19 protein-coding genes are annotated in these 24,609 nt (G+C 70.0%); 12 read left to right on the top strand and 7 right to left on the bottom strand.

Going from position 1 to position 24,609, the window contains the following annotated elements; all coding sequences use genetic code 11:
- Positions 1–27: 27 nt before the first annotated feature.
- The gene (locus OO69_RS23615; protein ID WP_033282723.1) at positions 28–1,587 is read right to left on the bottom strand and encodes a purple acid phosphatase family protein; all 1,560 of its coding nucleotides are present in this window, start codon (positions 1,585–1,587) and stop codon (positions 28–30) included.
- A 153-nt stretch (positions 1,588–1,740) separates the two neighbouring features.
- Here OO69_RS23615 and OO69_RS23610 point away from each other — a divergent pair, with 153 nt between their 5' ends.
- The 4 genes from OO69_RS23610 to OO69_RS48885 all read left to right on the top strand — a co-directional run bounded on the left by OO69_RS23610 (position 1,741) and on the right by OO69_RS48885 (position 6,658).
- The gene (locus tag OO69_RS23610; RefSeq protein WP_033282722.1) at positions 1,741–2,784 is read left to right on the top strand and encodes a 3-isopropylmalate dehydrogenase; all 1,044 of its coding nucleotides are present in this window, start codon (positions 1,741–1,743) and stop codon (positions 2,782–2,784) included.
- A 263-nt stretch (positions 2,785–3,047) separates the two neighbouring features.
- Positions 3,048–4,136 carry a branched-chain amino acid aminotransferase gene (locus OO69_RS23605; protein WP_033282721.1) on the top strand — a complete coding sequence of 363 codons (1,089 nt, stop codon included), beginning with the start codon at positions 3,048–3,050 and terminating at the stop codon, positions 4,134–4,136.
- A gap of 120 nt (positions 4,137–4,256) precedes the next feature.
- Positions 4,257–5,324 (top strand): hypothetical protein, encoded by a 1,068-nt coding sequence (locus OO69_RS23600; protein WP_158713414.1) that lies wholly within the window; start codon positions 4,257–4,259, stop codon positions 5,322–5,324.
- A gap of 14 nt (positions 5,325–5,338) precedes the next feature.
- The gene (locus OO69_RS48885; protein WP_051801168.1) at positions 5,339–6,658 is read left to right on the top strand and encodes a KamA family radical SAM protein; all 1,320 of its coding nucleotides are present in this window, start codon (positions 5,339–5,341) and stop codon (positions 6,656–6,658) included.
- Here OO69_RS48885 and OO69_RS23590 read toward each other — a convergent pair.
- Positions 6,605–8,038 carry a cytosine permease gene (locus OO69_RS23590; protein ID WP_051801167.1) on the bottom strand — a complete coding sequence of 478 codons (1,434 nt, stop codon included), beginning with the start codon at positions 8,036–8,038 and terminating at the stop codon, positions 6,605–6,607. The two genes, OO69_RS48885 and OO69_RS23590, sit on opposite strands and share 54 nt — an antisense overlap.
- A gap of 117 nt (positions 8,039–8,155) precedes the next feature.
- On the opposite strand from OO69_RS23590, the gene ureA reads away from it, so the two are divergent.
- From ureA to cimA, 5 genes are all read left to right on the top strand, one after another.
- Positions 8,156–8,836, top strand: coding sequence for an urease subunit gamma (gene ureA / locus OO69_RS23585; RefSeq protein WP_033282720.1), 681 nt, complete (start codon positions 8,156–8,158; stop codon positions 8,834–8,836).
- Entirely contained in the window at positions 8,833–10,506 is a 1,674-nt protein-coding gene (locus OO69_RS23580; RefSeq protein ID WP_033282719.1) for an urease subunit alpha, read from the top strand. The genes ureA and OO69_RS23580 overlap by 4 nt, the downstream gene beginning before the upstream one ends.
- Before the next feature lie 41 nt (positions 10,507–10,547).
- On the top strand, positions 10,548–11,582 hold the full coding sequence (locus OO69_RS23575) for an agmatine deiminase family protein (protein WP_033282718.1): 1,035 nt from the start codon (positions 10,548–10,550) through the stop codon (positions 11,580–11,582).
- 17 nt (positions 11,583–11,599) lie between these two features.
- Complete coding sequence (locus OO69_RS23570; protein WP_033282717.1) at positions 11,600–12,202, top strand: TetR/AcrR family transcriptional regulator; 603 nt, start codon at positions 11,600–11,602, stop codon at positions 12,200–12,202.
- A 339-nt stretch (positions 12,203–12,541) separates the two neighbouring features.
- Positions 12,542–14,146, top strand: coding sequence for a citramalate synthase (cimA, locus tag OO69_RS23565; RefSeq protein ID WP_033282848.1), 1,605 nt, complete (start codon positions 12,542–12,544; stop codon positions 14,144–14,146).
- Positions 14,147–14,307: 161 nt separating this feature from the next.
- Here cimA and OO69_RS23560 read toward each other — a convergent pair whose 3' ends face one another.
- Positions 14,308–16,176 carry a ricin-type beta-trefoil lectin domain protein gene (locus OO69_RS23560; protein ID WP_033282716.1) on the bottom strand — a complete coding sequence of 623 codons (1,869 nt, stop codon included), beginning with the start codon at positions 16,174–16,176 and terminating at the stop codon, positions 14,308–14,310.
- Positions 16,177–16,310: 134 nt separating this feature from the next.
- Here OO69_RS23560 and OO69_RS23555 point away from each other — a divergent pair, with 134 nt between their 5' ends.
- The gene (locus OO69_RS23555; protein ID WP_033282715.1) at positions 16,311–19,322 is read left to right on the top strand and encodes a glycoside hydrolase family 3 protein; all 3,012 of its coding nucleotides are present in this window, start codon (positions 16,311–16,313) and stop codon (positions 19,320–19,322) included.
- Positions 19,323–19,379: 57 nt separating this feature from the next.
- Here the strand turns inward: OO69_RS23555 and OO69_RS23550 are convergent, their stop codons facing one another.
- Positions 19,380–20,456 (bottom strand): sensor histidine kinase, encoded by a 1,077-nt coding sequence (locus OO69_RS23550; protein ID WP_033282714.1) that lies wholly within the window; start codon positions 20,454–20,456, stop codon positions 19,380–19,382.
- Between the two features lie 29 nt (positions 20,457–20,485).
- Entirely contained in the window at positions 20,486–21,181 is a 696-nt protein-coding gene (locus OO69_RS23545; RefSeq protein ID WP_033282713.1) for a response regulator transcription factor, read from the bottom strand.
- Positions 21,182–21,274: 93 nt separating this feature from the next.
- On the opposite strand from OO69_RS23545, the gene OO69_RS23540 reads away from it, so the two are divergent.
- Together OO69_RS23540 and OO69_RS23535 are read left to right on the top strand one after the other, a co-directional pair.
- A complete protein-coding gene (locus OO69_RS23540) occupies positions 21,275–22,267 on the top strand; it encodes an endonuclease/exonuclease/phosphatase family protein (protein ID WP_051801178.1) in 993 nt (330 codons plus the stop codon).
- A gap of 93 nt (positions 22,268–22,360) precedes the next feature.
- Complete coding sequence (locus tag OO69_RS23535) at positions 22,361–23,716, top strand: hypothetical protein (protein ID WP_033282711.1); 1,356 nt, start codon at positions 22,361–22,363, stop codon at positions 23,714–23,716.
- 15 nt (positions 23,717–23,731) lie between these two features.
- Here the strand turns inward: OO69_RS23535 and OO69_RS23530 are convergent, their stop codons facing one another.
- Together OO69_RS23530 and OO69_RS23525 are read right to left on the bottom strand one after the other, a co-directional pair.
- Entirely contained in the window at positions 23,732–24,106 is a 375-nt protein-coding gene (locus tag OO69_RS23530) for a hypothetical protein (RefSeq protein ID WP_051801166.1), read from the bottom strand.
- A gap of 36 nt (positions 24,107–24,142) precedes the next feature.
- Positions 24,143–24,586, bottom strand: coding sequence for a MarR family winged helix-turn-helix transcriptional regulator (locus tag OO69_RS23525; protein WP_033282710.1), 444 nt, complete (start codon positions 24,584–24,586; stop codon positions 24,143–24,145).
- Between the last annotated feature and the right edge of the window lie 23 nt (positions 24,587–24,609).

Genomic DNA, 24,609 nt, shown 5'->3' with positions numbered 1-24,609 from the left:
CGCGCCCGCACGGGGTGCGGCGCGGTCTCAGTGACCGCGCCGCACCTCGAAGTGATCGATGCGCTTGCCGTTCCCGTCGAGGGCCGACACCTTGAGCCGGGGCGTGCTCCCGCTCTCCGCCTCCACCGAGAGCAGCGAGAAACCCCGGTAGCGCACCCGCGACCACTCCACCGTCTCCGCCTGCGTGTGCTGGCCCTTCTCCCACCGCACGGTGTCGACCGTCCCGTGCCGCGTGACGTGCCCCTCGTAGCTCTCCTTGACGCCCGCCGGGAAGCCGTACAGATCGCGCCCGCCGCCGCCCGCCGTGACGTAGACGATCCCGTCCTTCGTCGGATCGGTCGACGCGCCGATCGGGACGGACCTGCCCACCTTGCCGTTCTTGATCGCGTCGGTGCGCTCGTACACGTGGTTGTGCCCGTTGATCACCAGGTCCACCTGGTGCTTCGCGAACAGCGGCAGCCACTCCGCCCGCACCCCGCCCTCCGACGCGTGCGACGAGGTCGAGTACGCGCAGTGGTGGAAGAAGACGACGACGAAGTCGACCCCCTTCGTCGCCCGCAGCTCACGCAGCCTGCCGTCCAGCCACTTCGTCTGCTTCCCACCGGTGTAACCGAGGTTGGCGGTGATCTCGTACGACACGTCGTTCGCGTCGAGGGCCACGACGCCGACGTTGCCGTAGACGAAGGAGTACACGCCGGGCGCGTGCTTCGGGTCGAAGCCGTTCTCCGGGAGGGACCAGCGGGCGAGCTGGCCGCCGTAGCCGTCGGGGGAGTACCAGGCCTCCATGTCGTGGTTGCCGGTCGTCACCATCCACGGGACGGAGCGGGAGACGGGCTCGTTCTGCTTGAGGAACAGGTTCCAGTACGTCGGGTCGTAGCCGTCCGTCTTCTTGCCGAGGCCGTTGGTGTCGGCGTAGCAGATGTCGCCGGCGTGGAGATGGAAGGCGGGGTTCTCGCGCAGGACGACGTGGTCGTTGGCGGCGGCCGCGTTGCTCACGCCCTGGTCGCCGAAGGCCGTGAACACGAACTTCCCGGGGTTCGCCGGTGCGGTGCGGAACTCCCCGATGGTCGAGCGGTGTTGCGGCGCCGCCGGGTCGAAGCCCTGGTGGCCGACGCCGTAGTAGTACGTCGTGCCGGGCCGGAGGTCGTCCAGGGCCGCGTGGACGTAGTACTGCTCGACGGCCGAGCGGACGCCTGTCAGGCCCGGCGTGTGCAGGTCGCGGACCTCGGCGGTGATCCGGCGGCTCAGGTCGTCCGGCTTCAACCCCACCCGTACGTACGGCTTCTTGACCGCGAACGGGACCTGCCAGGAGATCCGCATCGCCGTCTTCGGGTCGGCGCCGAAGGCGAGATGGCGGCCGAAGGGGGTGACCACCGCGCCGGGCACCTTGGAGGTGGCGGGGGCGGTCCCCTTTTGATCGCTCGTCCCCGTACCGCCACACCCCGCCAGCAGGCCCCCCGCCGCCACCGCGCCCGCCGTCACCAGCGTCCGGCGCCGGGACAGCTTCGTGCGCAGGTACTCGTACTGCTCGGCCATGCTCATCCGGACCGCGAGGTGTTCCGGGATGCCGACGTCAGGTGTCTCCATGTCGATGAAGCTCCCCTAGAAGTCCAACGCGGGCCATGCGTAAGGGTGAACGTACGTCGAACGGCCGATATCGGCGCCCGGGAGCGGGCCGAATCCCGTCCGCATCATGGACACCCGGTGTCATCCCATGGGACGCGGAGTACGGTGGCGGGCATGTCTCGCAGCATCGATCTCGCAGTGATCCCCGGTGACGGCATCGGTCAGGAAGTCGTGGCCGAAGGTCTGAAAGTCCTCTCCGCCGTCCTTCCGCAGGATGTGAAGCTGGAGACCAAGGAGTTCGACTTCGGCGCCCGGCGCTACCACGCCACCGGTGAGACCCTCACCGACGCCGACCTGGCCGCGCTGAAGCAGCACGACGCGATCCTGCTGGGCGCGATCGGTGACCCGAGCGTTCCGTCCGGGGTGCTGGAGCGCGGCTTCCTGCTGAAGCTCCGCTTCGCCTTCGACCACCACGTCAACCTGCGGCCGAGCAAGCTGCTCCCGGGAGTCGCGACCCCGCTCGCCGGTGAGCCGGAGATCGACTTCGTCGTCATCCGCGAGGGCACCGAGGGCCCGTACACCGGCAACGGCGGCACGATCCGCAAGGGCACCGAGCACGAGGTCGCCACCGAGGTCTCCGTCAACACGGCCTTCGGTGTCGAGCGCGTCGTCCGCGACGCCTTCGCCCGCGCCCAGGCCCGCCCGCGCAAGAAGCTCACGCTGGTCCACAAGAACAACGTGCTGACCTTCGCGGGCCACCTGTGGACGAACGTCTTCAACAAGGTCGCGGCCGAGTTCCCCGAGGTCAGCACCGATTACATCCACGTGGACGCGGCGACGATCTACCTCGTCACCGACCCGGCCCGCTTCGACGTGATCGTCACCGACAACCTCTTCGGCGACATCATCACCGACCTCGCCGCGGCCGTCTCCGGCGGCATCGGCGTCGCCGCGAGCGGGAACATCAACCCGTCCGGCGAGTTCCCCTCGATGTTCGAGCCCGTGCACGGCTCGGCGCCCGACATCGCGGGCCAGGGCAAGGCCGACCCCACCGCCACGGTCCTGTCCGTCGCCCTCCTGCTGCGCCACCTCGGCTACGAGTCCGAGGCCGTCCGCATCGAGGACGCCGTCTCCGCCGACCTCGCGGACCGCACCGGCAAGCCCGCGCGCAGCACGTCGGAAATCGGCGACGCGCTGACCGTACGAGTAGCCGGCTGACCCCGCCGCCACTCGAAAAACTCACGCAGTATTTCGAAGCCGCCGGGTCGCAACCGCACCCGGCGGCTTTTCTTACGTCCCCGCCGGGTGCCACCATCATCCCTGGGTCGCATTCACGCCGTTTTCGTCCACGGTCCACCTCGCGCGATAATCGAACGCGGAGCCGCGGAATGAGGCAATGCTCGGACGTCCTAACACTGGCCACTGGCAGTCGAGGGCGTGAGCGCGGCCCGTCACACACAACCGGTGAAGGACAACCACTCATGACGACGCCCACGATCGAGCTCAAGCCCTCGGCCTCGCCACTCTCCGCCGCCGAGCGCGACGCGATTCTGACGAACCCCGGGTTCGGCCGCCACTTCACCGACCACATGGTGACGATCAAGTGGACCGAGGGCCGCGGCTGGCACGACGGCCAGCTCGTGCCCTACGGCCCGCTCTCCCTCGATCCCGCGAACATGACCCTGCACTACGCGCAGGAGATCTTCGAGGGCCTCAAGGCGTACCGGCAGGCCGACGGCTCCGTCGCCACCTTCCGCCCCGAGAAGAACGCCCGCCGCTTCCAGACCTCCGCCCGCCGCCTCGGCATGCCCGAGCTGCCGGTCGAGACGTTCATCGAGGCCTGTGACGTGCTGGTCCAGCAGGACCGCGACTGGGTCCCGGCGCACGGCGGCGAGGAGTCGCTGTACCTGCGCCCGTTCATGATCGCGACCGAGGTCGGCCTGGGCGTGAAGCCCGCCAACGAGTACCTCTTCCTGGTCATCGCCTCCCCGGCCGGCGCGTACTTCCCCGGCGGCGTGAAGCCCGTCTCCATCTGGGTCTCCGAGGACCACGTCCGCGCCGTCCCCGGCGGCATGGGCGACGCCAAGACCGGCGGCAACTACGCCGCGTCCCTCCTCGCCCAGGCCGAGGCCGCCGAGCAGGGCTGCGCCCAGGTCTGCTACCTCGACGCGGTCGAGCGCAAGTGGGTCGAGGAACTCGGCGGGATGAACCTGTACTTCGTGTACGGCGACCGGATCGTCACCCCCACCCTCACGGGCTCGATCCTGGAGGGCGTCACCCGCGACTCCCTCCTCACCCTGGCCCGCGACCTCGGCTACACCCCCGAGGAGGGCCGGATCTCCATCGACCAGTGGCAGCGCGACTCCGAGAACGGCACCCTGACGGAGGTCTTCGCCTGCGGTACGGCCGCGGTCATCACCCCGGTCGGCACGGTCAAGCGCACCGGCGCGGAGTGGCAGCAGTCCGCCGGTGAGCCGGGCGAGGTCACGCTGAAGCTCCGCTCGGCACTCCTCGACATCCAGCGCGGCGACACCGCCGACAAGCACGGCTGGATGCACCGGCTCGGCTAGCCCCGACTCCCGGTCGAGCGCCGGACGTCGGTTCGACGCGTATCGCCTCCCCCGTGCGGGTATCCACTGATTCCGCAGGACATGCATCAGAGCCACGGGGTCACGGGGGAGGGGACGCGGGTGAGTGGTGGGCCGATACCGCGACTGCGCTGGCTGCTGCGCACGTTACGGACCCCGCGCCGCCCCCAGAGCCTCACCGTGCTCGTCCTGCTCGCCGCCTGCGCGGGCCTGTTGCTGTGGTTCGCCAAGCGCATGGACAACTACGGCGAGAACCTCGCCCTCAACCTGGGCACCGACATCGTCGGCGTCGTCATCACCGTCTTCGTGATCGGCCCGCTGATCTCCCGCGCCCAGGAGGGCCGGGTCCGCGAACACACCCGGCTCGACTACGAGTGGTTCAGCGCCCAGGTCTACGGCTCGACGTCGAACGTCAAGGTCCTCGACACCTTCTCCAACCTGTTCGGCCCGCAGTACTCCGAACGCCTCTTCCGCGGCATCAGATCCGCCACCGCGCACGGCGCCCGGGTGCAGATCCTGCTCCTGGACCCCGACTCGCTCGCCGTCATCCTGCGCGGCCGCGAACTGGGCGAACACGGCGCCGACATCCGCCGCGACATCCTGCGCAACCTGCGCACACTCAGCCAGTTCGCGCGCCGACTCGACGACACCGCACGCCAGTTCCTCGAAGTCCGGCTCTGCTCGACCTCGCCCGGTGTGACCCTCTACCGCTGGGACGAACGCTCCCTGGTCTCCTTCCTCACCGTCGGCCGCCTCTCCGGCGAGGGCGTCCAGCTCGAGGTCGCCGTCCGCTCCCCGCTCGGCGCCTTCGTCGAGCAGCGCTTCGACGAACTGTGGGAGCAGAGCAAGCCGATGGACCGGTTCACCCATCTGCCGGTCACCCTCGTCGACGCGACCGACGGCCGCCGGGAGTTCACCTGCCGCTTCGTCTACGTGGACGACAGCCCGTATGTCGCCGGGCACGACCTCGTCTCCTACATGGCACGCCACCGCCTCGACCAACTCTCCGCGTACAGCGAGAACCTGACCGTGCCGGGTGCTCACGAACTGATCGTCGTGGACGACGAGAGCGACCTGCATGAGCTGCTGAGACAGCACTTCGCGGAGAAGTACGATGCGTCGGCGACCGCATTCGTCGAATTGCGGCCGGCGGTCCTGGTCACGGAATAGAGGCCCTGGCACATATGAGTTCGGCGCACCACCCCGCTCCACGCACGAGCCCCAGATTCCGCGCCTTCACGCCCCGCGACCTGGACGGCCTGCTGCAACGCGTGCCCCTGTCGGCCACCGAACGGCTCGACCTGCGGGCCGTCTCCTCGGTCCTGCCGTTCCGTACGAACACCTATGTCGTCGACGAGCTGATCGACTGGTCGGCGGTGCCCGACGACCCGATCTTCCGGCTGACGTTCCCGCAGGCCGGGATGTTGCCCGAGCCGGACCTCAAGCAGATGGCGGACCTCCTCTCCCAGGAGGCGCCCAAGGCCGAAGTCCTGCGCGCGGCCCACGAGATCAGGATGAAGCTGAACCCGCACCCCTCGGGCCAGCTCGACGCCAACGTGCCTGTGCACGAGGGCGAGCGCCTGGAAGGGCTCCAGCACAAGTACCCCGAGACGGTGCTGATCTTCCCGCGCCAGGGCCAGACCTGCCACGCCTACTGCACGTACTGCTTCCGCTGGCCCCAGTTCGTCGGCGAGTCCGAACTCCGCATCGCCACCGACGACATCGGCATGACCAGCGCCTATCTCCGGGCCCACCCCGAGGTCACCAGCGCGCTGATCACGGGCGGCGACCCGCTGGTGATGAGCACCGAGGTGCTGCGCCGCTACGTCGATCCCCTCCTGGAGATCGACACGATCCGCTCGATCCGTATCGGCACCAAGTCCCTCGCCTTCTGGCCGTACCGCTTCACCACCGACCGGGACGCCGACGACCTGCTGCGCCTCTTCGAGAAGGTGGTGGCGAGCGGCCGTCACCTGGCCCTGATGGCCCACTTCACCCACCCGCAGGAACTGCGCCCGCCGGTCGTCCGGGACGCGATGCGCCGGGTGCGGGGCACGGGCGCCGTGATCCGCTGCCAGGGCCCGCTGGTGGCCGGCATCAACGACAGCGCCGAGGCCTGGGCCGAGCTGTGGGACGAGACGACCACGCTCGGCGCGGTGCCGTACTACCAGTTCGTGGAGCGCGACACCGGCCCCCAGGGCTACTTCGGCGTCCCCCTGGCCCGCGGCCACCAGATCTTCCGCGACGCCTACGCCCGCGTCTCCGGCCTCGCCCGCACGGTCCGCGGCCCGGTCATGTCCGCGATGCCGGGCAAGGTCTGCGTGGACGGCGTCGCGGAGGTGGCCGGCGAGAAGGTCTTCGTGCTGCATCTGATCCAGGCCCGCGATCCGTCCCTCGTGGACCGCCCGTTCTTCGCGGCCTACGACGAGAGCGCGACCTGGTTCACCGACCTAGAGCCTGCTTTCGGAGCGAGCGAGTTCCTGCCGGGGCTGCCGGCGCACTGAAGCCTGCCCGGCTGTCAGCGCGAGGTACACCACGCCTCCCACCACCCCCGACAGCAAGAAGCTGCAGTCCACCCCACCCGTCAACGACAGCAACGGCCCCTCGTACGACGGCAGGGACACCGCCAGCAGACCGACCCCCGCGCCCACCGCCCAGGAGATCACCGCCGGGACGTTCCAGCCCGCCCGGAACCAGTAAATCCCGCCCCGGGAGCGGCGGTTGAAGACCTGGAGGGCGTCCGCGTCGTACATCCCGCCGCACCGCACGAAACCGATGAGCGTGATCACCGCCCACGGCGTGCCGATCGCCGTCAGCAGGAGCACGAAGGACGTCATCGCGGACTGGGCGTTCCAGGCGTAGTGGCCGACGAAGACGCAGGCCATGGCGACGACCGCGACCGCGCAGGTGGCCCGGGCCCGGGACGCGCGGGGCAGGATCGCGTCCAGGTCGAGGCCCATGGAGTAGAGCATCAGGCCCGCGTTGCCGACCGAGCCCGCGGAGGCGGCGAGCAGCAGCGGGACCAGGTACCAGGTGGGGGACGCCGACACCAGCGGGCCCGCGTAGTCGAGAGCCGCCCGCGCCCCGAACGCCGTGAACGTGCCGAAGAGTTGGGGGACGAGGAGCCCGGCGATCAGCCCGAGCCAGGTCGCGTGCAGGACCCGGCGTGAGGTGTGGCGGGCCGGGGAGATGTAGCGCGTGTAGTCCCCGAGCAGGGTGATGAACGCGATCGGTCCGGACAACCCCGCCGCCACCGTCGCCAGACACCAGGTCGGCCAGAACCCGCCCAGCAGATACCCGCCCGCCCCCGGCAGCGCGGAGGTCGTGAAGTGCGGGGCGTACGCGATCACCCCGAGGACCAGCAGCGCCGTCATGCCGACGGACAGCACGCGGGACATGGCCAGCAGCACCCGGTAGCCGTACACCGCCCCCGCCACGGTCGCCGCCGCGAGCAGCGCGTACACGACGGCGTACGACACCCCGTCCGCCGGCAGCCCGAACAGCCGCCCCAGCACGCCCACCATCACATCGCCGCCGATCCATACGGTCAGCGCGGTATAGCCGAGGGCGAGCAGCAGGCCGACCACCGAGCCGACCAGCCGGCCCCGTACCCCGAACTGGGCGCCGGACGACGTCGACAGGTTGGTCGCGGTGCGCAGCGAGACCAGCGCGAGCGGGGCCGTGAACACCGTCCCGACCACCGTGCCCGCGACGATCGAGGAGACCGAGGCCCACCAGCCGAGCCCGAACGACGGCGGCAGCCAGCCGAAGATGATCACGCCGAGACAGAGGTTGGAGCCGAGCAGGATCGACACGAGATCGCGCGGGCCGCTGGTGCGTTCCGCGTCGGGGACGGTGTCGACTCCGCGCTGTTCTATCGGCATGGTGGGCCACCTCTTTCTTAGAGTGACGTTCAATGTGAACCGGGCAAGGGTGGCGCGTCAAGCATTCCGGATATGGCTTTTACGGTTTAGAGTGATGCTCTAAAGGAGGGATACGGGATGAGGCTCACCCCCACGGAACGCGACCGGCTGCTGCTGTTCTCGGCCGCCGAACTGGCCCGCGCCCGCAAGGCCCGCGGCCTGCGGCTCAACGTGCCGGAGGCCACCGCGCTCATCGCGGACACGGTGTGCGAGGCCGCCCGGGACGGGAGGCGGCTGGCCGAGGCCATCGAGCGCGCGCGGTCCGTCCTCGGTCCCGACGACGTCCTCCCGGGCGTCGCCGACGTCGTCACCGAGGTGCATGTCGAGGCCGTCTTCGACGACGGTTCGCGGCTCGCGGTGGTCTCCGACCCGATCGGCGGGGGACTGGCCGGGGACGCCCCGGGCGCCCTGCTCCCGGGACCGCCGCACGCCGAGCCCGAGGCCGTCGTCCGCGTCACGGTCACCAACACCGCGACCGTCCCCGTCTCCGTGACCTCACACTTCCACTTCTTCGAGGCCAACCCGCGCCTCGACTTCCCCCGCGCCGAGGCCTACGGCATGCGCCTCGCCGTACCCGCCGGATCCTCCGTCCGCTTCGGCCCGGGCGAGAGCGCCGACGTCGGCCTGCTGCCCATCGGCGGCGAGCGCGTCGCGATCGGTTTCGCGGGCCTCGTCGACGGCCCGCTGGACGCGCCGGGCGCCAAGGCGGAGGCACTGCGCCGCGCAACCGCCTGCGGCTACCTGGGAGTTGAGCAGTGAACCCGTACGAGTACGCGGCCACCCACGGCCCCCGCGCCGGCGACCGCGTCCGCCTCGGCGACTCGGGGCTGACCATCCGGGTCGAGTCCGACTCGCAGCGCTACGGCGACGAGTTCCTCGCCGGGTTCGGCAAGACGGCCCGCGACGGACTGCACCTCAAGGCCGCCGCCGTGCGCGACACCTGCGACGTCGTGATCAGCAACGTCGTCGTGATCGACGCGGTGCAGGGCATCCGCAAGGTGTCCATCGGGATCCGGGAGGGGCGGATCTGCTCCATCGGGCGGGCCGGTAACCCCGACACCCTCGACGGGGTCGACGTCGTCGTCGGCACCGGTACCTCCATCGTGTCCGGCGAGGGGCTCATCGCCACGGCCGGTGCGGTCGACACCCACGTGCACCTCCTCTCGCCGCGCATCATGGAGGCCTCGCTGGCGTCCGGGGTGACCACGATCATCGGGCAGGAGTTCGGCCCGGTGTGGGGCGTCGGCGTCAACTCGCCCTGGGCGCTGCGCCACGCGTTCAACGCCTTCGACGCCTGGCCGGTCAACATCGGCTTCCTGGGGCGGGGTTCGTCGTCCGACGCGGCCCCGCTGGTGGAGGCCCTCGCGGAGGGCGGCGCGTCCGGCTTCAAGGTGCACGAGGACATGGGCGCCCACACCCGCGCGCTGGACACCGCGTTGCGGGTCGCCGAGGAGCACGACGTCCAAGTCGCCCTGCACAGCGACGGGTTGAACGAGTGCCTGTCCGTCGAGGACACCCTGCGCGTCCTGGAGGGCCGGACGATCCACGCCTTCCACATCGAGGGCTGCGGCGGCGGACACGTGCCGAATGTCTTGAAGATGGCGGGAGTTGCGAATGTCATCGGCTCCTCCACCAACCCCACCCTGCCCTTCGGCCGGGACGCGGTGGCCGAGCACTACGGCATGATCGTCTCCGTCCACGACCTGAAGACCGACCTGCCCGGCGACGCCGCCATGGCCCGCGACCGCATCCGCGCCGGGACGATGGGCGCCGAGGACGTGCTGCACGACCTGGGCGCGATCGGCATCACCTCGTCCGACGCGCAGGGCATGGGCCGGGCGGGCGAGACCGTCCGCCGTACGTTCGCGATGGCCGGGAAGATGAAGGCCGAACTGGGCGCCCCGGACGTCGGCCACGACAACGAACGCGTCCTGCGCTACATCGCCAAGCTGACCGTCAACCCCGCGATCGCGCACGGACTTTCGCACGAGGTCGGCTCCATCGAGGTCGGCAAGCTCGCGGACATCGTGCTGTGGCGGCCGGAGTACTTCGGCGCGAAGCCGCAGCTCGTCCTGAAGTCCGGGTTCCCGGCGTACGGCGTGGTCGGCGACCCCAACGCGGCGACCGACACCTGCGAACCCCTCGTCCTGGGACCGCAGTTCGGCGCGCACGGCTCGACGCCCGCCGACATCTCCGTGGCCTTCGTGGCCCAGGCGGCCCTGGACCAGGGGAACGACTCGATGCCAACTCGGCGCCGACGGGTGGCGGTTCGCGGCACCCGGGGCATCGGGCCCGCCGACCTGCGGCTCAACTCCCGTACCGGAGCGGTCGACGTGGACCAGCGGACGGGCCTGGTCACCCTCGACGGCGAACCGCTGCGCTCGGAGCCGGCCGACTCCGTCTCCCTCAACCGACTGTACTTTCTGTGACACTTTCGCGAAAAGTGTCACACTTTTTGAAAGGGGCCCCCATGTCCGCTGCCACCGACGGCTTCCGGATGCCCGCCGAATGGACCCCGCACGAGCGCACCTGGATGGCCTGGCCGGGCCCCAACCCGACCTTCACCAACGCCGGCGAACTGGCCGAGGCCCGCGCCGCCTGGGCGTCCGTGGCCCGAGCCGTGCGCCGCTTCGAACCGGTGACGATGGTGCACGGGCCGGGTCAGGGCGACTCGGCGCGCGAGCTGCTCGGCCCGGACGTCGACCTGGTCGAGCGCGAGCTGGACGACGCGTGGATGCGGGACATCGGCCCCACGTTCGTCACCGACGGCAAGGGTCGACTGGCCGCCGTCGACTGGACGTTCAACGGCTGGGGCGCCCAGAGCTGGGCCCGCTGGGAGCACGACTCCAAGATCGCCCGCCATGTCGCCGACCTGGCCGGAGTCCCCGCGCTCAGCAGCACGCTCGTCAACGAGGGCGGCGCGATCCACGTCGACGGCGAGGGCACGGTGCTGCTCACGGAGACGGTCCAGCTCGGCGCCGGGCGCAACCCCGGCTGGACGCGTGAGCAGGTCGAGGCGGAGATCCACGCGAGGCTCGGCACCACAAAGGCCATCTGGCTCCCGCACGGCCTCACCGGCGACTACGGCGTCTACGGCACCCAGGGCCACGTCGACATCGTCGCGGCCTTCGCCAGGCCCGGCACCGTCCTGGTCCACAGCCAGCGCGACCCGGCCCACCCGGATCACGCCCGCTCGCAGGAGTACCTCGGCCTCCTCCGCGCCGAGACCGACGCGAAGGGCCGCCGCCTGGAGGTCGTGGAGATCCCCGCCCCGACGGTCCTCAAGGACGAGGACGGCGACTGGGTCGACTACTCCTACATCAACCACTACCTCTGCAACGGCGGGGTGGTCCTCTGCGCCTTCGACGACCCGAACGACGAGGTCGCGGCCGGGATCTTCCGCCGTCTCTTCCCCGAGCGGACGGTCACGCTGGTGGACGCCCGTACGATCTTCGCGGGCGGTGGAGGCATCCACTGCATCACCCAGCAGCAGCCGAGGATCTAGGGCCGGAGGAGACGGGAATGGCCGGTGCGCGGAAGAACGCGCCGCCGCGCGAGGACGTCCTCGCCGCGGCCATGGGCATGATCGCCGAACACGGCCTGGAGCAGCTCACCATGGCGGCGCTCGGCCGCGAGGTCGGCATGAGCAGCGGCCATCTCCTCTACTACTTCCACTCCAAGGACGAACTCCTGCTCCAGGCCCTGGAGTGGAGCGAGGGCAGGCTGGGCGCCGAGCGCGGCCGCCTGCTCACCCGTACGGGGGCGACGGCCCGCGAGCGTGTCGACGCGTACGTCGACCTGTACGTCCCCGAAGGCCACCGCGACCCGCACTGGACCCTGTGGCTGGAGGTCTGGAACCGCTCGCAGAACGCCGACGACGACGCCCGCGACCGCCAGGCCGCCATCGAGGGCGTCTGGCACCGCGACCTGGTCGCACTGATCGCGGAGGGTGTCTCGCGCGGGGAGTTCCGGGCAGTCGACCCGGACCGTTTCGCCGCTCGGCTGCGCGCTCTTCTCGACGGTTTCTCCATCCACGTGGCGATCGGGCTGCGGGGCACGGACCGGACCCAAGTTCTCGGCCACGTACGGGAGTTCCTGGACGAGGGACTGCTCGCGGACGTGTGACCTTCCGTCCCGGTCGGATCGGCGGAGTTGATCAACCGGCTGTTCGCATCATGAGACGGACGGTGAGCACGGACGCGGGGTGTGCCAGACTGCGTCCGTGTTCTCGTTCGCCACGATTATTGGCAGCAGGCGCGCCGGTCCGCAGTGACCGCCTCGTACGACCAGGTACGGGCGGCCACCGTCGTCACTCGACCCGCGCGCAGACCTCTCGCACCCGCGAGGGGTTTTTCGCTTTTCTGGCCCACCTGCAGCCGGGAAAGCAGTGCGAGGGATCATTGAGGGACGGTGGAGCCGGTCATTCCGGTACAGACCGAGATTCAGATCCTCAGGAGCCAGACCATGACGGAAACCAGCGAACTCGACGATTCGTTCCACGTCTTCGACACGACCCTGCGTGACGGCGCGCAGCGGGAGGGCATCAACCTCACCGTCGCGGACAAGCTGGCCATCGCTCGGCACCTGGACGACTTCGGCGTGGGCTTCATCGAGGGCGGCTGGCCCGGCGCCAACCCGCGGGACACCGAGTTCTTCGCCCGCGCCCGGCAGGAGATCGACTTCAAGCACGCCAAGCTGGTGGCCTTCGGCGCCACCCGGCGAGCGGGCGCGAAGGCGGCCGAGGACCCGCAGGTCAAGGCGCTCCTGGACGCCGACACCGAGGTCATCTGCCTCGTTGCGAAGTCCCACGACCGCCACGTGGAGCTGGCGCTGCGCACGACCCTCGACGAGAACCTGGCGATGGTCCGCGACACCGTCTCCCACCTGGTCGCCCAGGGCCGCCGCGTCTTCGTCGACTGCGAGCACTTCTTCGACGGCTACCGCGCGAACCCCGAGTACGCGAAGGCGGTCGTACGCTCCGCCGCCGAGGCCGGCGCCTCCGTCGTGATCCTCTGCGACACCAACGGCGGCATGCTCCCGGCGCAGATCCAGGCGGTCGTCTCCACGGTCCTCGCCGACACCGGCGCCCGGCTCGGCATCCACACCCAGGACGACACGGGCTGCGCGGTCGCCAACACCCTCGCCGCCGTCGACGCGGGCGCGACCCACGTCCAGTGCACGGCGAACGGCTACGGCGAGCGCGTAGGAAACGCCAACCTCTTCCCCGTAGTAGCGGCCCTGGAGCTGAAGTACGGCAAGAAGGTCCTCCCCGACGGCAAGCTCCGCGAGATGACCCGCATCTCGCACGCGATCGCCGAGGTCGTGAACCTCACCCCCTCCACCCACCAGCCCTACGTAGGCGTCTCCGCCTTCGCCCACAAGGCGGGCCTGCACGCCTCCGCGATCAAGGTCGACCCGGACCTGTACCAGCACATCGACCCCGAGCAGGTCGGCAACACCATGCGGATGCTGGTCTCCGACATGGCGGGCCGAGCGTCGATCGAACTCAAGGGCAAGGAACTCGGCGTAGACATCAGCGGCGACCGCGAGCTGGTCGGCCGGGTGGTGGAGCGGGTCAAGGAGCGTGAGCTCAAGGGCTACACGTACGAGGCGGCAGACGCGAGCTTCGAGCTGCTGCTCCGCGCGGAGGCGGAGGGCAAGGCCCGCTCCTACTTCGAGGTCGAGTCCTGGCGCGCCATCGTCGAAGACCGCCCCGACGGCACCCACGCCAACGAGGCCACGGTCAAGCTCTTCGCCAAGGGCGAGCGCATCGTAGCCACCGCCGAGGGCAACGGCCCGGTCCACGCCCTGGACCGCGCCCTCCGCGTAGCCCTGGAGAAGATCTACCCCCAGCTCGCCAAACTGGAGCTCGTCGACTACAAGGTCCGCATCCTGGAGGGCAAGCACGGCACGTCCTCCACGACCCGCGTCCTGATCGCCACGTCGGACGGCTCGGCGGAGTGGTCGACGGTGGGCGTGGCGGAGAACGTCATCGCCGCGTCCTGGCAGGCGCTGGCGGACGCGTACACATACGGCTTGCTGAAGGCGGGCGTGGAGCCGGCGGAGTGACAAGTACCGCCGGAAGGGCTGGACTCCAGCCCTTCCGGCGGTGTGTTCTTTTCAGCCCTCCGGCGTTTGAGGAGCGGGGGTCCAGGGGGCAGAGCCCCCTGGCGGGGCCTGGGGCGGAGCCCCAGAAGGATGGGACGGGTAGGGGCGGCGGGGGCGAAAACCTACTGCAGATGCCACTTCTGGTTGGCAGCCCCGGTACAAGTCCAGATCTGCGCCCGAGTCCCATTCGCAGACGTATTGCCCGTCACATCAAGGCACTTGTTGGCCGCCGTATTCACCACATCCCCGGTACTCGCGTTGTACGACCACTGCTGAGCGGCGGTCCCATTGCAGTCGTAGAGCTGCACCTTCGCCCCGTCGGCGGTCGAAGCCGACGTAACGTCAAGGCACTTGCCCAGCGCCCGCACCGTCCCGTCGGTCCCCACGGTCCACTGCTGGGCAGTCGAGGAGTTGCAGTCATAGAGCTGCACGGCCGTGCCGTTGGTGGTCGAACCCCCAGCAACATCAAGGCACTTGCTCGCGAGCCCCACGAACGCCCCGGTCTGGCTGCCGCCACCCGCCTGCGTCCCCGCCCACGTGAACGTCGCGGACGTCTTCCCAGGCAACGAGTAAGTCGCGTGCTGCCCACCCCAGTTGATGGTGACAGTCTTGGCCGCAGACGAGTCGTTGTACGCGATGAGCGCCTTGGACCCATCGGGATTACGCCAAGCCACGTTAGGCACATTCGTGGACGCAGTAGAAGCGATCCGCTGAGCACCCGGCCGCACGAACTTCGTCAGTTGCCCCATCGTGTAGTACTCGACGGTGTAGTCGACGGTCCCACTCGCCCCGTCCCCGTTGTGCACGGTGATGAGCCCGGTGCAGGTACCACAACCCCCGTTGTGCGGCCCCATGTTCTGATCCACGGCGAGGGACCACTTGGTCACCGACTTAGCCCAATTCCGGGTGTAGTCAATGATGTTGTTCATGTCCTCGCGCTGCTGATTGGCGATCCAGGTACCACCGGAGTGCTCGGTACCGAACGCGTCCAGGTTCGGGTACTGGTTGTGCACGGTGGTCTGCTCGCCGACGTCACCGCCGTACCCGTGCCAGGCGATCCCGCCGAAGTTGGGGTGGTTGCGGATCGCCGCGTCGTTGACGAGCGCGGACGCGTAGGAGTCGTAGACGTCCCAATTCCAGTCGTGCGCAAGGACCTTGGTGGTGAGTCCCGCCGACTGGAGCTGCGGCAGCAGGTCGTTCTCCAGGAAGTACTGCAGCCCGGACGCGTTCCAGCTCATCGACGGATAGCCGGAGCAACAGGTCGGCTCGTTCTGCGGAGTGACGTACGAGACGTTGATGCCCTGGTTCTTGTACGCCTGGAGGTACTTGACGAAGTAGTTGGCGTAGGCCGCGTAGTCCTCGGACTTCAGCCAGCCCCCGTTGAGCGACCCGCTGTCCTTCATCCACGCCGGTGCCGTCCATGGCGAGGCCATGACAGTCAGGGAGGGGTTGAGGGTCAGCGCCTGCTTGGTCAGCGGCACGACATCGGCCAGATCGTGCGCGATCGAGAAGGAGTTGAGGTTCGGGTCGGTCTGCCCGGCGGCCACGTCGTCGTACGAGTACCCGTACCGCGCGAGGTCCGAGGCACCCATCGGGTTGCGCAGGAACGAAAGCCCGATCCCGTCGGTCGGCGAGAACAGCTTGGTCATCGTCGCGTTCCGGGTCGCCGCCGACAGCGCGCCGCTGCTGTTCATCAGCCAGGCCGCCGTGTCCGTGAAGGACGCGCCGCCCCCGGTGAACGTCTGGTAGCGGGTGTTCTCGTCGACGGTGATGTTCTCGCCGCTGCCGCCCGTCCCGGACGAGAAGGCGAACGGCGTCTGGGCCTGGAGGCCGCGCGTGACATGGCGTCCGGCGGCGTCGTCGGTGGTGGTGAGCCAGGCCGTGACCTGTTCACCGGCGGCGTGTGCGGGGGGTACGGCCGCGGTGAAGCCGGCCACGGAGAGCAGTCCGGCGAGCAGCAGCCGGGCCGTGCGGGGGGTTCTCCTGGACATGGATGCGTTAGCCCTTCCTGACGAGATGTCTTGACGGGTCTGCGGGCCGTTAGTTAACTCACGGCGTGATCTAAGTCATGAGTGAACTGTGCGAACCCAGAGTGAACCAGAGCCCCAGAGCCGAGGGAAGGTCCATGCCAAGAACCGCCCTGCTCGTTTCCGCCGCCCTGTGCGCCGCGCTGCTGTCACCGGCCGCCGTCTCCCAGGCGGTCGCCGCCGCCGATCCCGCCCCCACCCCCGTCGACCGCTTCGAGGGCGAGGTGCCCTTCGCGAGCCAGCCCGCCGAGGGCATCTTCACCTGGGGCGGTGACACCGACGACCCGCCCCAACTCGCCCTGACCGCGAGACCGGACGCCCCCGAGGGCGCGAAGGTTCTTTCCGGCACGTACGACATCAGCGGCTACGGCGGCTTCACCCACGACTACGCCGCGACCGAACCCGGCCACGACTGGTCCGCCCACCAGGGCATCCGCTTCTGGTGGGACGGCCAGAACACCGGCAAGGCCACCAACTTCGAGATCAAGGACGGCGGCGCGAACGGCGAGGCCTCCGAGCTGTGGACGACGTCCTTCACGGACGACTTCACGGGCTGGAAGCAGATCGAGATCCCGTTCACGAACTTCGTCTACCGCACGGACTACCAGCCCGTCGGCGGCATCGACCACGTCCTCGGCCTGACCCAGATGTGGGGCTACGCGGTCACGCTCCCCGTCGGCATCAAGGGCCAATTCGCCATGGACGACGTCGAGTTGTACGGCAAGGCCGACCAGTCCCTGCGCGCCTCCGTCACCACCGACTCGGCCGTCTACCCGGTCAAGGAGGGCGCTACGGCCGCGGTCAAGGTCACCGTCTCCACCACCGGCGCCGTCCCGCTCGACGACCCGGTGACCGTCGCCTACACGTCCGACGGCGGCACCGCCACCTCCGGCAAGGACTACACCCCGGTCTCCGGCACCCTCACCTTCCCGGCGGGCACCGCGTCCGGCGCCACCCAGACGGTCAAGGTCCGCACCCTCAAGGACAAGTCGGCCGAGAACGCCGAGACGATCCCGCTGAAGCTCACGGTCACCGGCGCCAAGGCCCCGACCGAGAACCCGCAGGTCGTCGTCGACGCGCACGGACTGCCGTACCTGGACAGCAAGTTGCCCATCAAGAAGCGCGTCGCCGACCTCGTCAAGCGCATGTCGCTGGAGGAGAAGGCCGGGCAGATGACCCAGGCCGAGCGCGGCGCGATGAGCACACCGAGCGACATCGCCTCCTACGACCTCGGCTCCCTGCTCTCCGGCGGCGGCTCGACCCCGACGCCCAACACGGCGGCGGCCTGGGCGAAGATGATCGACTCGTTCCAACTCCGCACGCAGGCAACGCGGTTCCAGATCCCGCTGATCTACGGCGTCGACGCGGTGCACGGCCACAACAACCTGGCCGGCGCCACGATCATGCCGCACAACATCGGCATCGGCGCGACCCGCGACCCCCAACTCGCCGAGAAGACCGGCGCGGTGACGGCCAGCGAGGTCCGCTCGACCGGCGTCCCGTGGGACTTCGCCCCCTGCCTCTGCGTCACCCGTGACGAACGCTGGGGCCGCTCCTACGAGTCCTTCGGCGAGGACCCGGCACTGGTCCAGTCGATGGAGACGATGATCCAGGGTCTCCAAGGCGCCGCGAACGGCAAGCAGTTGAAGGACGACGACAAGGTCCTGGCGACCGCCAAGCACTTCGTCGGCGACGGCGGCACCGCGTACGGCTCGTCCACGACGGGCACGTACACGATCGACCAGGGCGTCACCACGGTCACCCGGCAGCAGCTGGAAGCCATCCATCTCGCCCCGTACCAAACGGCAGTTGACCGGGGCATCGGCACGGTCATGCCGTCGTACTCCTCGCTCGACATCGTCGGCGACGGTCTCGGCCCGGTGAAGATGCACGCCCGCGCCGACATGATCAACGGCGTCCTCAAGAACCGCATGGGCTTCGACGGCTTCGTCATCAGCGACTGGAACGCCATCGACCAACTCCCCGGCGACTACGCCTCGCACGTCGACACGGCGGTCAACGCGGGCGTCGACATGATGATGGTCCCGTACAGCTACAAGGACTTCAGCTCGACGCTCATCGCCGAGGTGAAGGCGGGCCACGTCACCGAGAAGCGGATCGACGACGCCGTGTCGCGCATCCTCACCCAGAAGTTCAAGCTCGGCCTCTTCGAGAAGCCGTACGCCGACACGAGCAACGCCTCGAAGATCGGCTCGACTTCACACCGGGCCGTGGCGCGGCAGGCGGCGGCCGAGTCGCAGGTGCTGCTGAAGAACGCGGGCGGCGTCCTGCCGTTGAAGAAGAACCAGAAGGTCTACGTCGCCGGTTCCAACGCCGACGACCTCGGCAACCAGACCGGCGGCTGGACCATCACCTGGCAGGGCGCGTCCGGCACGAACACCACCGGCACGACGATCCTCCAGGGGATGAAGAACGCCGGCGGGAACGTCACGTACTCCAAGGACGCGTCCGCCTCGACCAGTGGTTATGACGTGGGGGTGGTCGTCGTCGGCGAGACGCCTTACGCCGAGGGCGTCGGTGACGTGGGCAATGGCAACGACCTGACCCTCACCCCGGCCGACCAGGCAGCTGTCGACAAGGTGTGCGCGGCGATGAAGTGCGCGGTGCTGATCGTCTCCGGGCGGCCGCAGCTGATCGGGGACCGACTCCCCAAGATCGACGCCCTGGTGGCCTCCTGGCTGCCCGGCACCGAGGGTGACGGTGTGGCCGACGTGCTCTACGGCAAGCGGTCCTTCACCGGTCAACTCCCGGTCACCTGGCCGAAGTCGGAGGCCCAGCTGCCGATCAACGTGGGTGACACGTCGTACGACCCGCAGTTCCCGTACGGCTGGGGACTGACGACGGTGACGAAGGCGCCGACGGGTGGCGCGGCCACGCTGAAGACGCTGGAGGCCGCGGCGGCGCACGCCAGGTCGGCGGCGACCGGCAAGGCGCTCGTCACCAAGGCGCGGCTGCTCGTGCAGGCGAAGGTGGGCCAGAACGTGACGGCGGCGGTGTCGAAGCCGTTCGCCGACGCGGATCACCTGTTGCTGACGGGCAAGTACGCGGCGGCTGTGAAGAAGTTGGAGGAGGCGTACAAGGCGGCGTAGCACCTGCTCCGTGGTCTCCCCGCACCCCCTGTGGCCTCAACGGCACGGGGGGTGCGGCTAGTTGGCGGGGAGTTCCACCGTGACGCGGAGGCCGCCGTCAGGGCGCGGGGTCAGGGTGAGGGTGCCGTCGTGGGCGCCGGTGATGGTCTTGACGATCGCCAGGCCGAGGCCCACTCCCGCGTGGTCGGTGTGGAGCCGTTCGGTGCCGCGCTGGAACGGCTCGGTGAGGGTCGAGACCTGGTGCGGGGTGAGCGGGTCGCCGGTGTTCTCCACCGTGAGGACGGCGGACTTGGGGCCGACGGCGGTGGTCACCCACACGGTGCCCTGCTCGGGGAGGTTGTGGACGATCGCGTTCTGCACGAGGTTCGTGGTGAGTTGGAGCAGGAGGGCCTGGGAGCCGCGGGCGGGGGTGATGTCGCCGTCTGTCTCGATGGTGACGCCGTGCTTCTCCGCGAGGGGGAGGAGTGTCTCGGTCGCCTCTTCCGCGAGGAGGGAGAGGTCGACGGGTTCGCGGGTGATGGACCACTGGTTGGCGCGGCTGAGCAGGAGCAGGGCCTCGGTGGCGTCGATCGCCCGGGTGTTGACGGCGTGGAGGCGGTCGATGATCTCGCCGGTGTCCTGGTCGGGGTCGGCGCGGGCCAGGTCGAGGAGGGTCTTCGAGATCGCGAGCGGGGTGCGCAGTTCGTGGGAGGCGTTGGCCGCGAAGCGCCGCTGTTCGGTGACGTGGGCTTCGAGCCGGGCGAGCATCGTGTCGAAGGCGTCGGCGAGTTCGCGGAACTCGTCGGTGCGGCCCGGGAGTTGGATGCGGTGGGAGAGCGAGCCGTTCGTGGCCGTGCGGGTGGCCTCCGTGATGCGGGTCAGCGGGGCGAGCATGCGCCCGGCGAGGATCCACCCGCCCACGAGGCCGAACAGCAACAGGAACGCGAGGACGGCGGCCGCCCGCGGCGCGAAGACCTCCAGGAGGGCGGAGCGGATGGGGAAGACCCCGTCCGTGGGCCGGTCGTTGGGGTTGATGAGCATCGCGCGGTTGGGGACGTAGCGGAGGAGGAACACCCACACCGCCGTGAGCAGCAGGGCACCCGCCACCATGAGGAACCCGGCGTAGCTGAGGGCGAGTTTGAGACGGACGCTCATCCCGGGCGCCCTATCCACGGCCGTCTCCGTCATCCACGGTCTTCTCCATCGCGTCCGGCCTCGGGCTGCGCGTCGATCCGGTACCCGACGCCCGGCACCGTGGCGATGATCCAGGGTTCGCCGAGCCGCTTGCGCAGCGCCGAGACGGTGATGCGCACGGCGTTGGTGAACGGGTCGGCGTTCTCGTCCCAGGCCCGCTCCAGGAGTTCCTCGGCGCTGACGACACCGCCCTCGGCGGTGACGAGGACGTCCAGTACGGCGAACTGCTTTCTGGTCAGGGCGACATAGCGGCCGTCCCGGTAGACCTCCCTGCGGAACGGGTCGACGCGCAGGCCCGCCAACTCCCGTACAGGCGGACGGTTGTGGGCGCGTCTGCGGTCCAACGCCCGGAGCCGGAGCGCGAGTTCCTGGAGTTCGAAAGGCTTCGTTAGGTAGTCGTCGGCGCCGAGTTCGAACCCGCTGGTCTTGTCGTCGAGTCGGTCGGCGGCGGTGAGCATGAGGATCGGCATCCCGCTGCCGGACGCGACGATGCGGCGGGCGACCTCGTCGCCGGAGGGGCCGGGGATGTCGCGGTCGAGGACGGCGATGTCGTAGGCGTTGACGCTCAGCAGCTCCAGCGCGGTGTTCCCGTCCCCCGCGATGTCGGCGGCGATCGCGGCCAGGCGCAGACCGTCGCGGATGGCCTCCGCCAGGTAGGGCTCGTCCTCGACGATCAGCACACGCATGGGTCCGATGGTAGGAGTCGGCCCATATCGTCCGCGTATCGAAAACCCCATACGGGCCGGCAACACCGGACCGCCTTGAGTGGCGGGGTGAAGATGCCCCGGATTCCCCTCGAACCCTGGAAACGCCGCCCGGAGCTAGCGGTGCTGGCCCTGCTGCTCGGCCTGCTGATGATGCTGCACGCCCGGATCCCGGACCTCGCGGGAGTCGGCAGCCTGGCGGAGAGCCTCCTGCCGTGGTTCGGCATCTACGTGCCGGTGCTGCTGGCCGGGGCGCTGTGGCGCCGGTCCCCCTCCGCCGTGGTCGCGCTGGTGCTGCCGGTCACGGTGTGGCTGAGCTTCTTCGGCGGGCTGCTCACCGACAAGTCCCACCCCGGCGGCGACCTCACCGTCGTCAGCCACAACGTCGACGCCGGCAACTCGGACCCGTCCGGCACCGCCCGCCAACTGGCGCTCTCCGGCGCGGACTTGCTGGCGTTGGAGGAGCTGACCGACCAGGCCCGGGGTGCGTACGAGAAGGGGCTCGCGAAGGCGTACCCGTACCACGAGGTGCGGGGCACGGTCGGGCTGTGGAGCAGGCTGCCGCTGTCGGACACGCGGGCCGTCGACGTCGTACAGGGAGATGTCGGGCCGCTGGCGAAGACCAAGCCGCCCCCATCGGCGGCGGAGGCGGCGGCCGAGGTCCGGGCGCTGCGCACGACGGTGGCCACGGTTCACGGGCCGCTGGCGGTGTACGTGGCGCACCTGGGTTCCGTGCGGGTGATGCCCAGCCAGGGCTTCTGGACGGACTCCCGTGACTTCGGCGCCCGCGCGCTCGCCAAGGCGATCGCCGCCGAGCCGAACCAGCGGGTGGTGCTGCTCGGCGACCTGAACGGCACCACGGACGACCGCGCGTTCCACGGCCTGACGTCGAGGCTGACCTCGGCCCAGGAGACGGCCGGGAACGGCTTCGGCTTCACCTGGCCCGCGGCCTTCCCGATCGCTCGCATCGACCAGATTCTGGTACGGGGGGTGCGGGCGCGGAGTTCGTGGGTGCTGCCCGAGACCGGGAGCGATCACCTGCCGGTGGCGGCGCGGGTCAGCTGGTGAGCGGACACCGGTGAGCGGACGCGGGTGAGCGGACGCGGGTGAGCGGACGCGGGTGGGCCGACCAAAGAGACCGGCTTCCGGTAGCGTCGAATCATGAAGGCCGTCGTACGGATCCGAAGCCTCTCCGGGCTGCTGCTGGCCCTGCTGCTCGCGGCCCTGACCATGGCGTCCCCGGCCGCCGCGGACACCGGCGTCTCGACGATCGCGCAGGCGTTGCGCAAGAGCCCGGTCTACGTCGACCCGGCGGCGAGCGGGCAGCTGTCGACGGCGGACGCCGACGCGCTGGCCAAGCGGATCAAGGACGCCGACAAGCCCGTGTTCGTCGTGGTCCTCCCCGCCGACTTCCCGAAGACGAGCTTCACGACCCTCCGCACCGCGACCGGCATCACCGGCCTCTACGCGGTCCGCGTCGGGAACCAGTTCGCTGCCCGGGCCGATTCCTCCGTCCTGTCGAACACCGCCGTGCAGAACCTGGTCAGCAGCGTCCAGGGCGAGGACACGAAGACCCAGCTCACGGACTTCACCGACCGCGCGCTCGCGAGCATGGGCGGTTCGGCGCCGGCGTCCTGGGGCGGCTCGTCGGACGGCGGCGGGGGAGTCTCCGGTACGGCGCTGATCGTCGCGGGCGGGGTGCTGGTGGCGGGCGGCGCGGGGGCGTACACCCTCGTGCGCCGTAGCCGTCGCCGCCGCGAGGAGGAACAGCGCGCGGCGCTCGACAGGCTGCGGGTGGTCGTGGACGAGGACATCACGGCCTTCGGCGAGGAACTGGACCGCCTCGAATTCCACCCGGCCGAACCCGGCGCCGACGACGCGATGCGCGCGGACTACGAACGCGCCCTCGACGCCTACGAGCAGGCCAAGTCGTACATGGCGGCGGCCACGAAACCCGAGGACGTCCGGTCGGTCACCCAGGCCCTGGAGGACGGCCGCTTCTCCCTGGCTCAACTCGCCGCCCGCCGAGAGGGCCGCCCCCTGCCCGAACGCCGGGCCCCGTGCTTCTTCGACCCGCGCCACGGCCCCTCGGTCGCCGACGCCACCTGGACCCCGCCCGGCGGCGCGCCCCGCGAGGTCCCGGTCTGCGCGGCCGACCAGGCCCGCCTCGCCGACGGCCGCGACCCGATGATCCGCGAGGTCGACACCGACTACGGCCGCCGCCCGTACTGGGACGCCGGCCCGGCCTACGGCCCCTGGGCAGGCGGCTACTTCGGCGGCGGCCTCCTCCCCGGCCTCCTCGTCGGCACACTCCTCGGCAGCATGATGTCCACCCCGTCCTACGCCTCCGACTACGGCACGGGCTACGGCGACTTCGGCACCGGCGGCTACGACGGCGGCGACGTCTCGGGCGCGAACTTCGACCCGAACGACTTCGGCGGCGGCTTCGGCGACGGCGGTGGAGGGGACTTCGGGGGCGGCGACGGTGGCGGCGGAGACTTCGGCGGCGGCTTCTGAACCCGGCCGCGAAGGTCAGCGCGCGGTCACCCGCAGCTGTTCGACGGACGGCAGCGCACTCGGCATCTCGTCGGTGACCCAGGCGTACTCCAAGCCCGCCAGGGTGGCGCCCTCGGCGGTCCACACCAGCAGCTCGCCGACGTAGTCGCCGGACCGGTCGTGGACGTGGGCGTCGACGGGCACCAACTCGCCTGCCATGGCCGCACGTTGTACCGGCTCCCTGACCCGCAGGTCGACGCTCACGGACCCGGCCGCCCAGAGGGCCACGACCTCCGTCCGGTCCAGCTGGCCGTACAACTCGGCGGCACCGGAGAAGTCGGCCGAGAGGATGTGCTCCAGTACGGCTCGCTCGGAGGCGTTCAAGGGGCGGGGGTCAATGGGCACGGGCATAAGCCGATCATCCCCCCTCCGGCTGAGCCCTGCCCCTCAGGCCTTTCCTGCCTCCCCGGCCGCGTCCGCCAGCCGCTCCATCAAGGCCGACGCCAGCTCCAGCACGCCGCGCTCCGTCGCACTCAACGAAGCCAACGCCTCCGCCAGCCACACATCCCGCTCGGCCATGTCCTGATCGAGCGCCCGCCGCCCCTGCGCCGTGAGCGTGAGGACGGACTGACGCCGGTCGGCCGGGTCCGGCGCACGCGCGATCAACCCCTCCGTCTCCAGTTCGGCGAAGACGCGGGTCAGGGACTGCGGCCGCTGCCGCTCGGCCGCAGCGACCTCGCCGGGGGTCGCCGACCCGTTCCGGTGCAGGTGTCCGAGGACGATCAGCTGGTTCGGGGTGAGTCCGGCCTCGTTGCCGCGCTCCTGCCGTAGCCGCCGGTTCAGCCGTACGACGCCACGACGGATGCGGGCGGCCTCGGAGAGATGATCCATGACGGGTATCGTACGCAGATGCT

This window comes from Streptomyces sp. NRRL F-525, assembly GCF_000716605.1.
Classification (GTDB): Bacteria; Actinomycetota; Actinomycetes; order Streptomycetales; family Streptomycetaceae; genus Streptomyces.
This window is presented reverse-complemented; position numbering and strand designations above follow the sequence as displayed.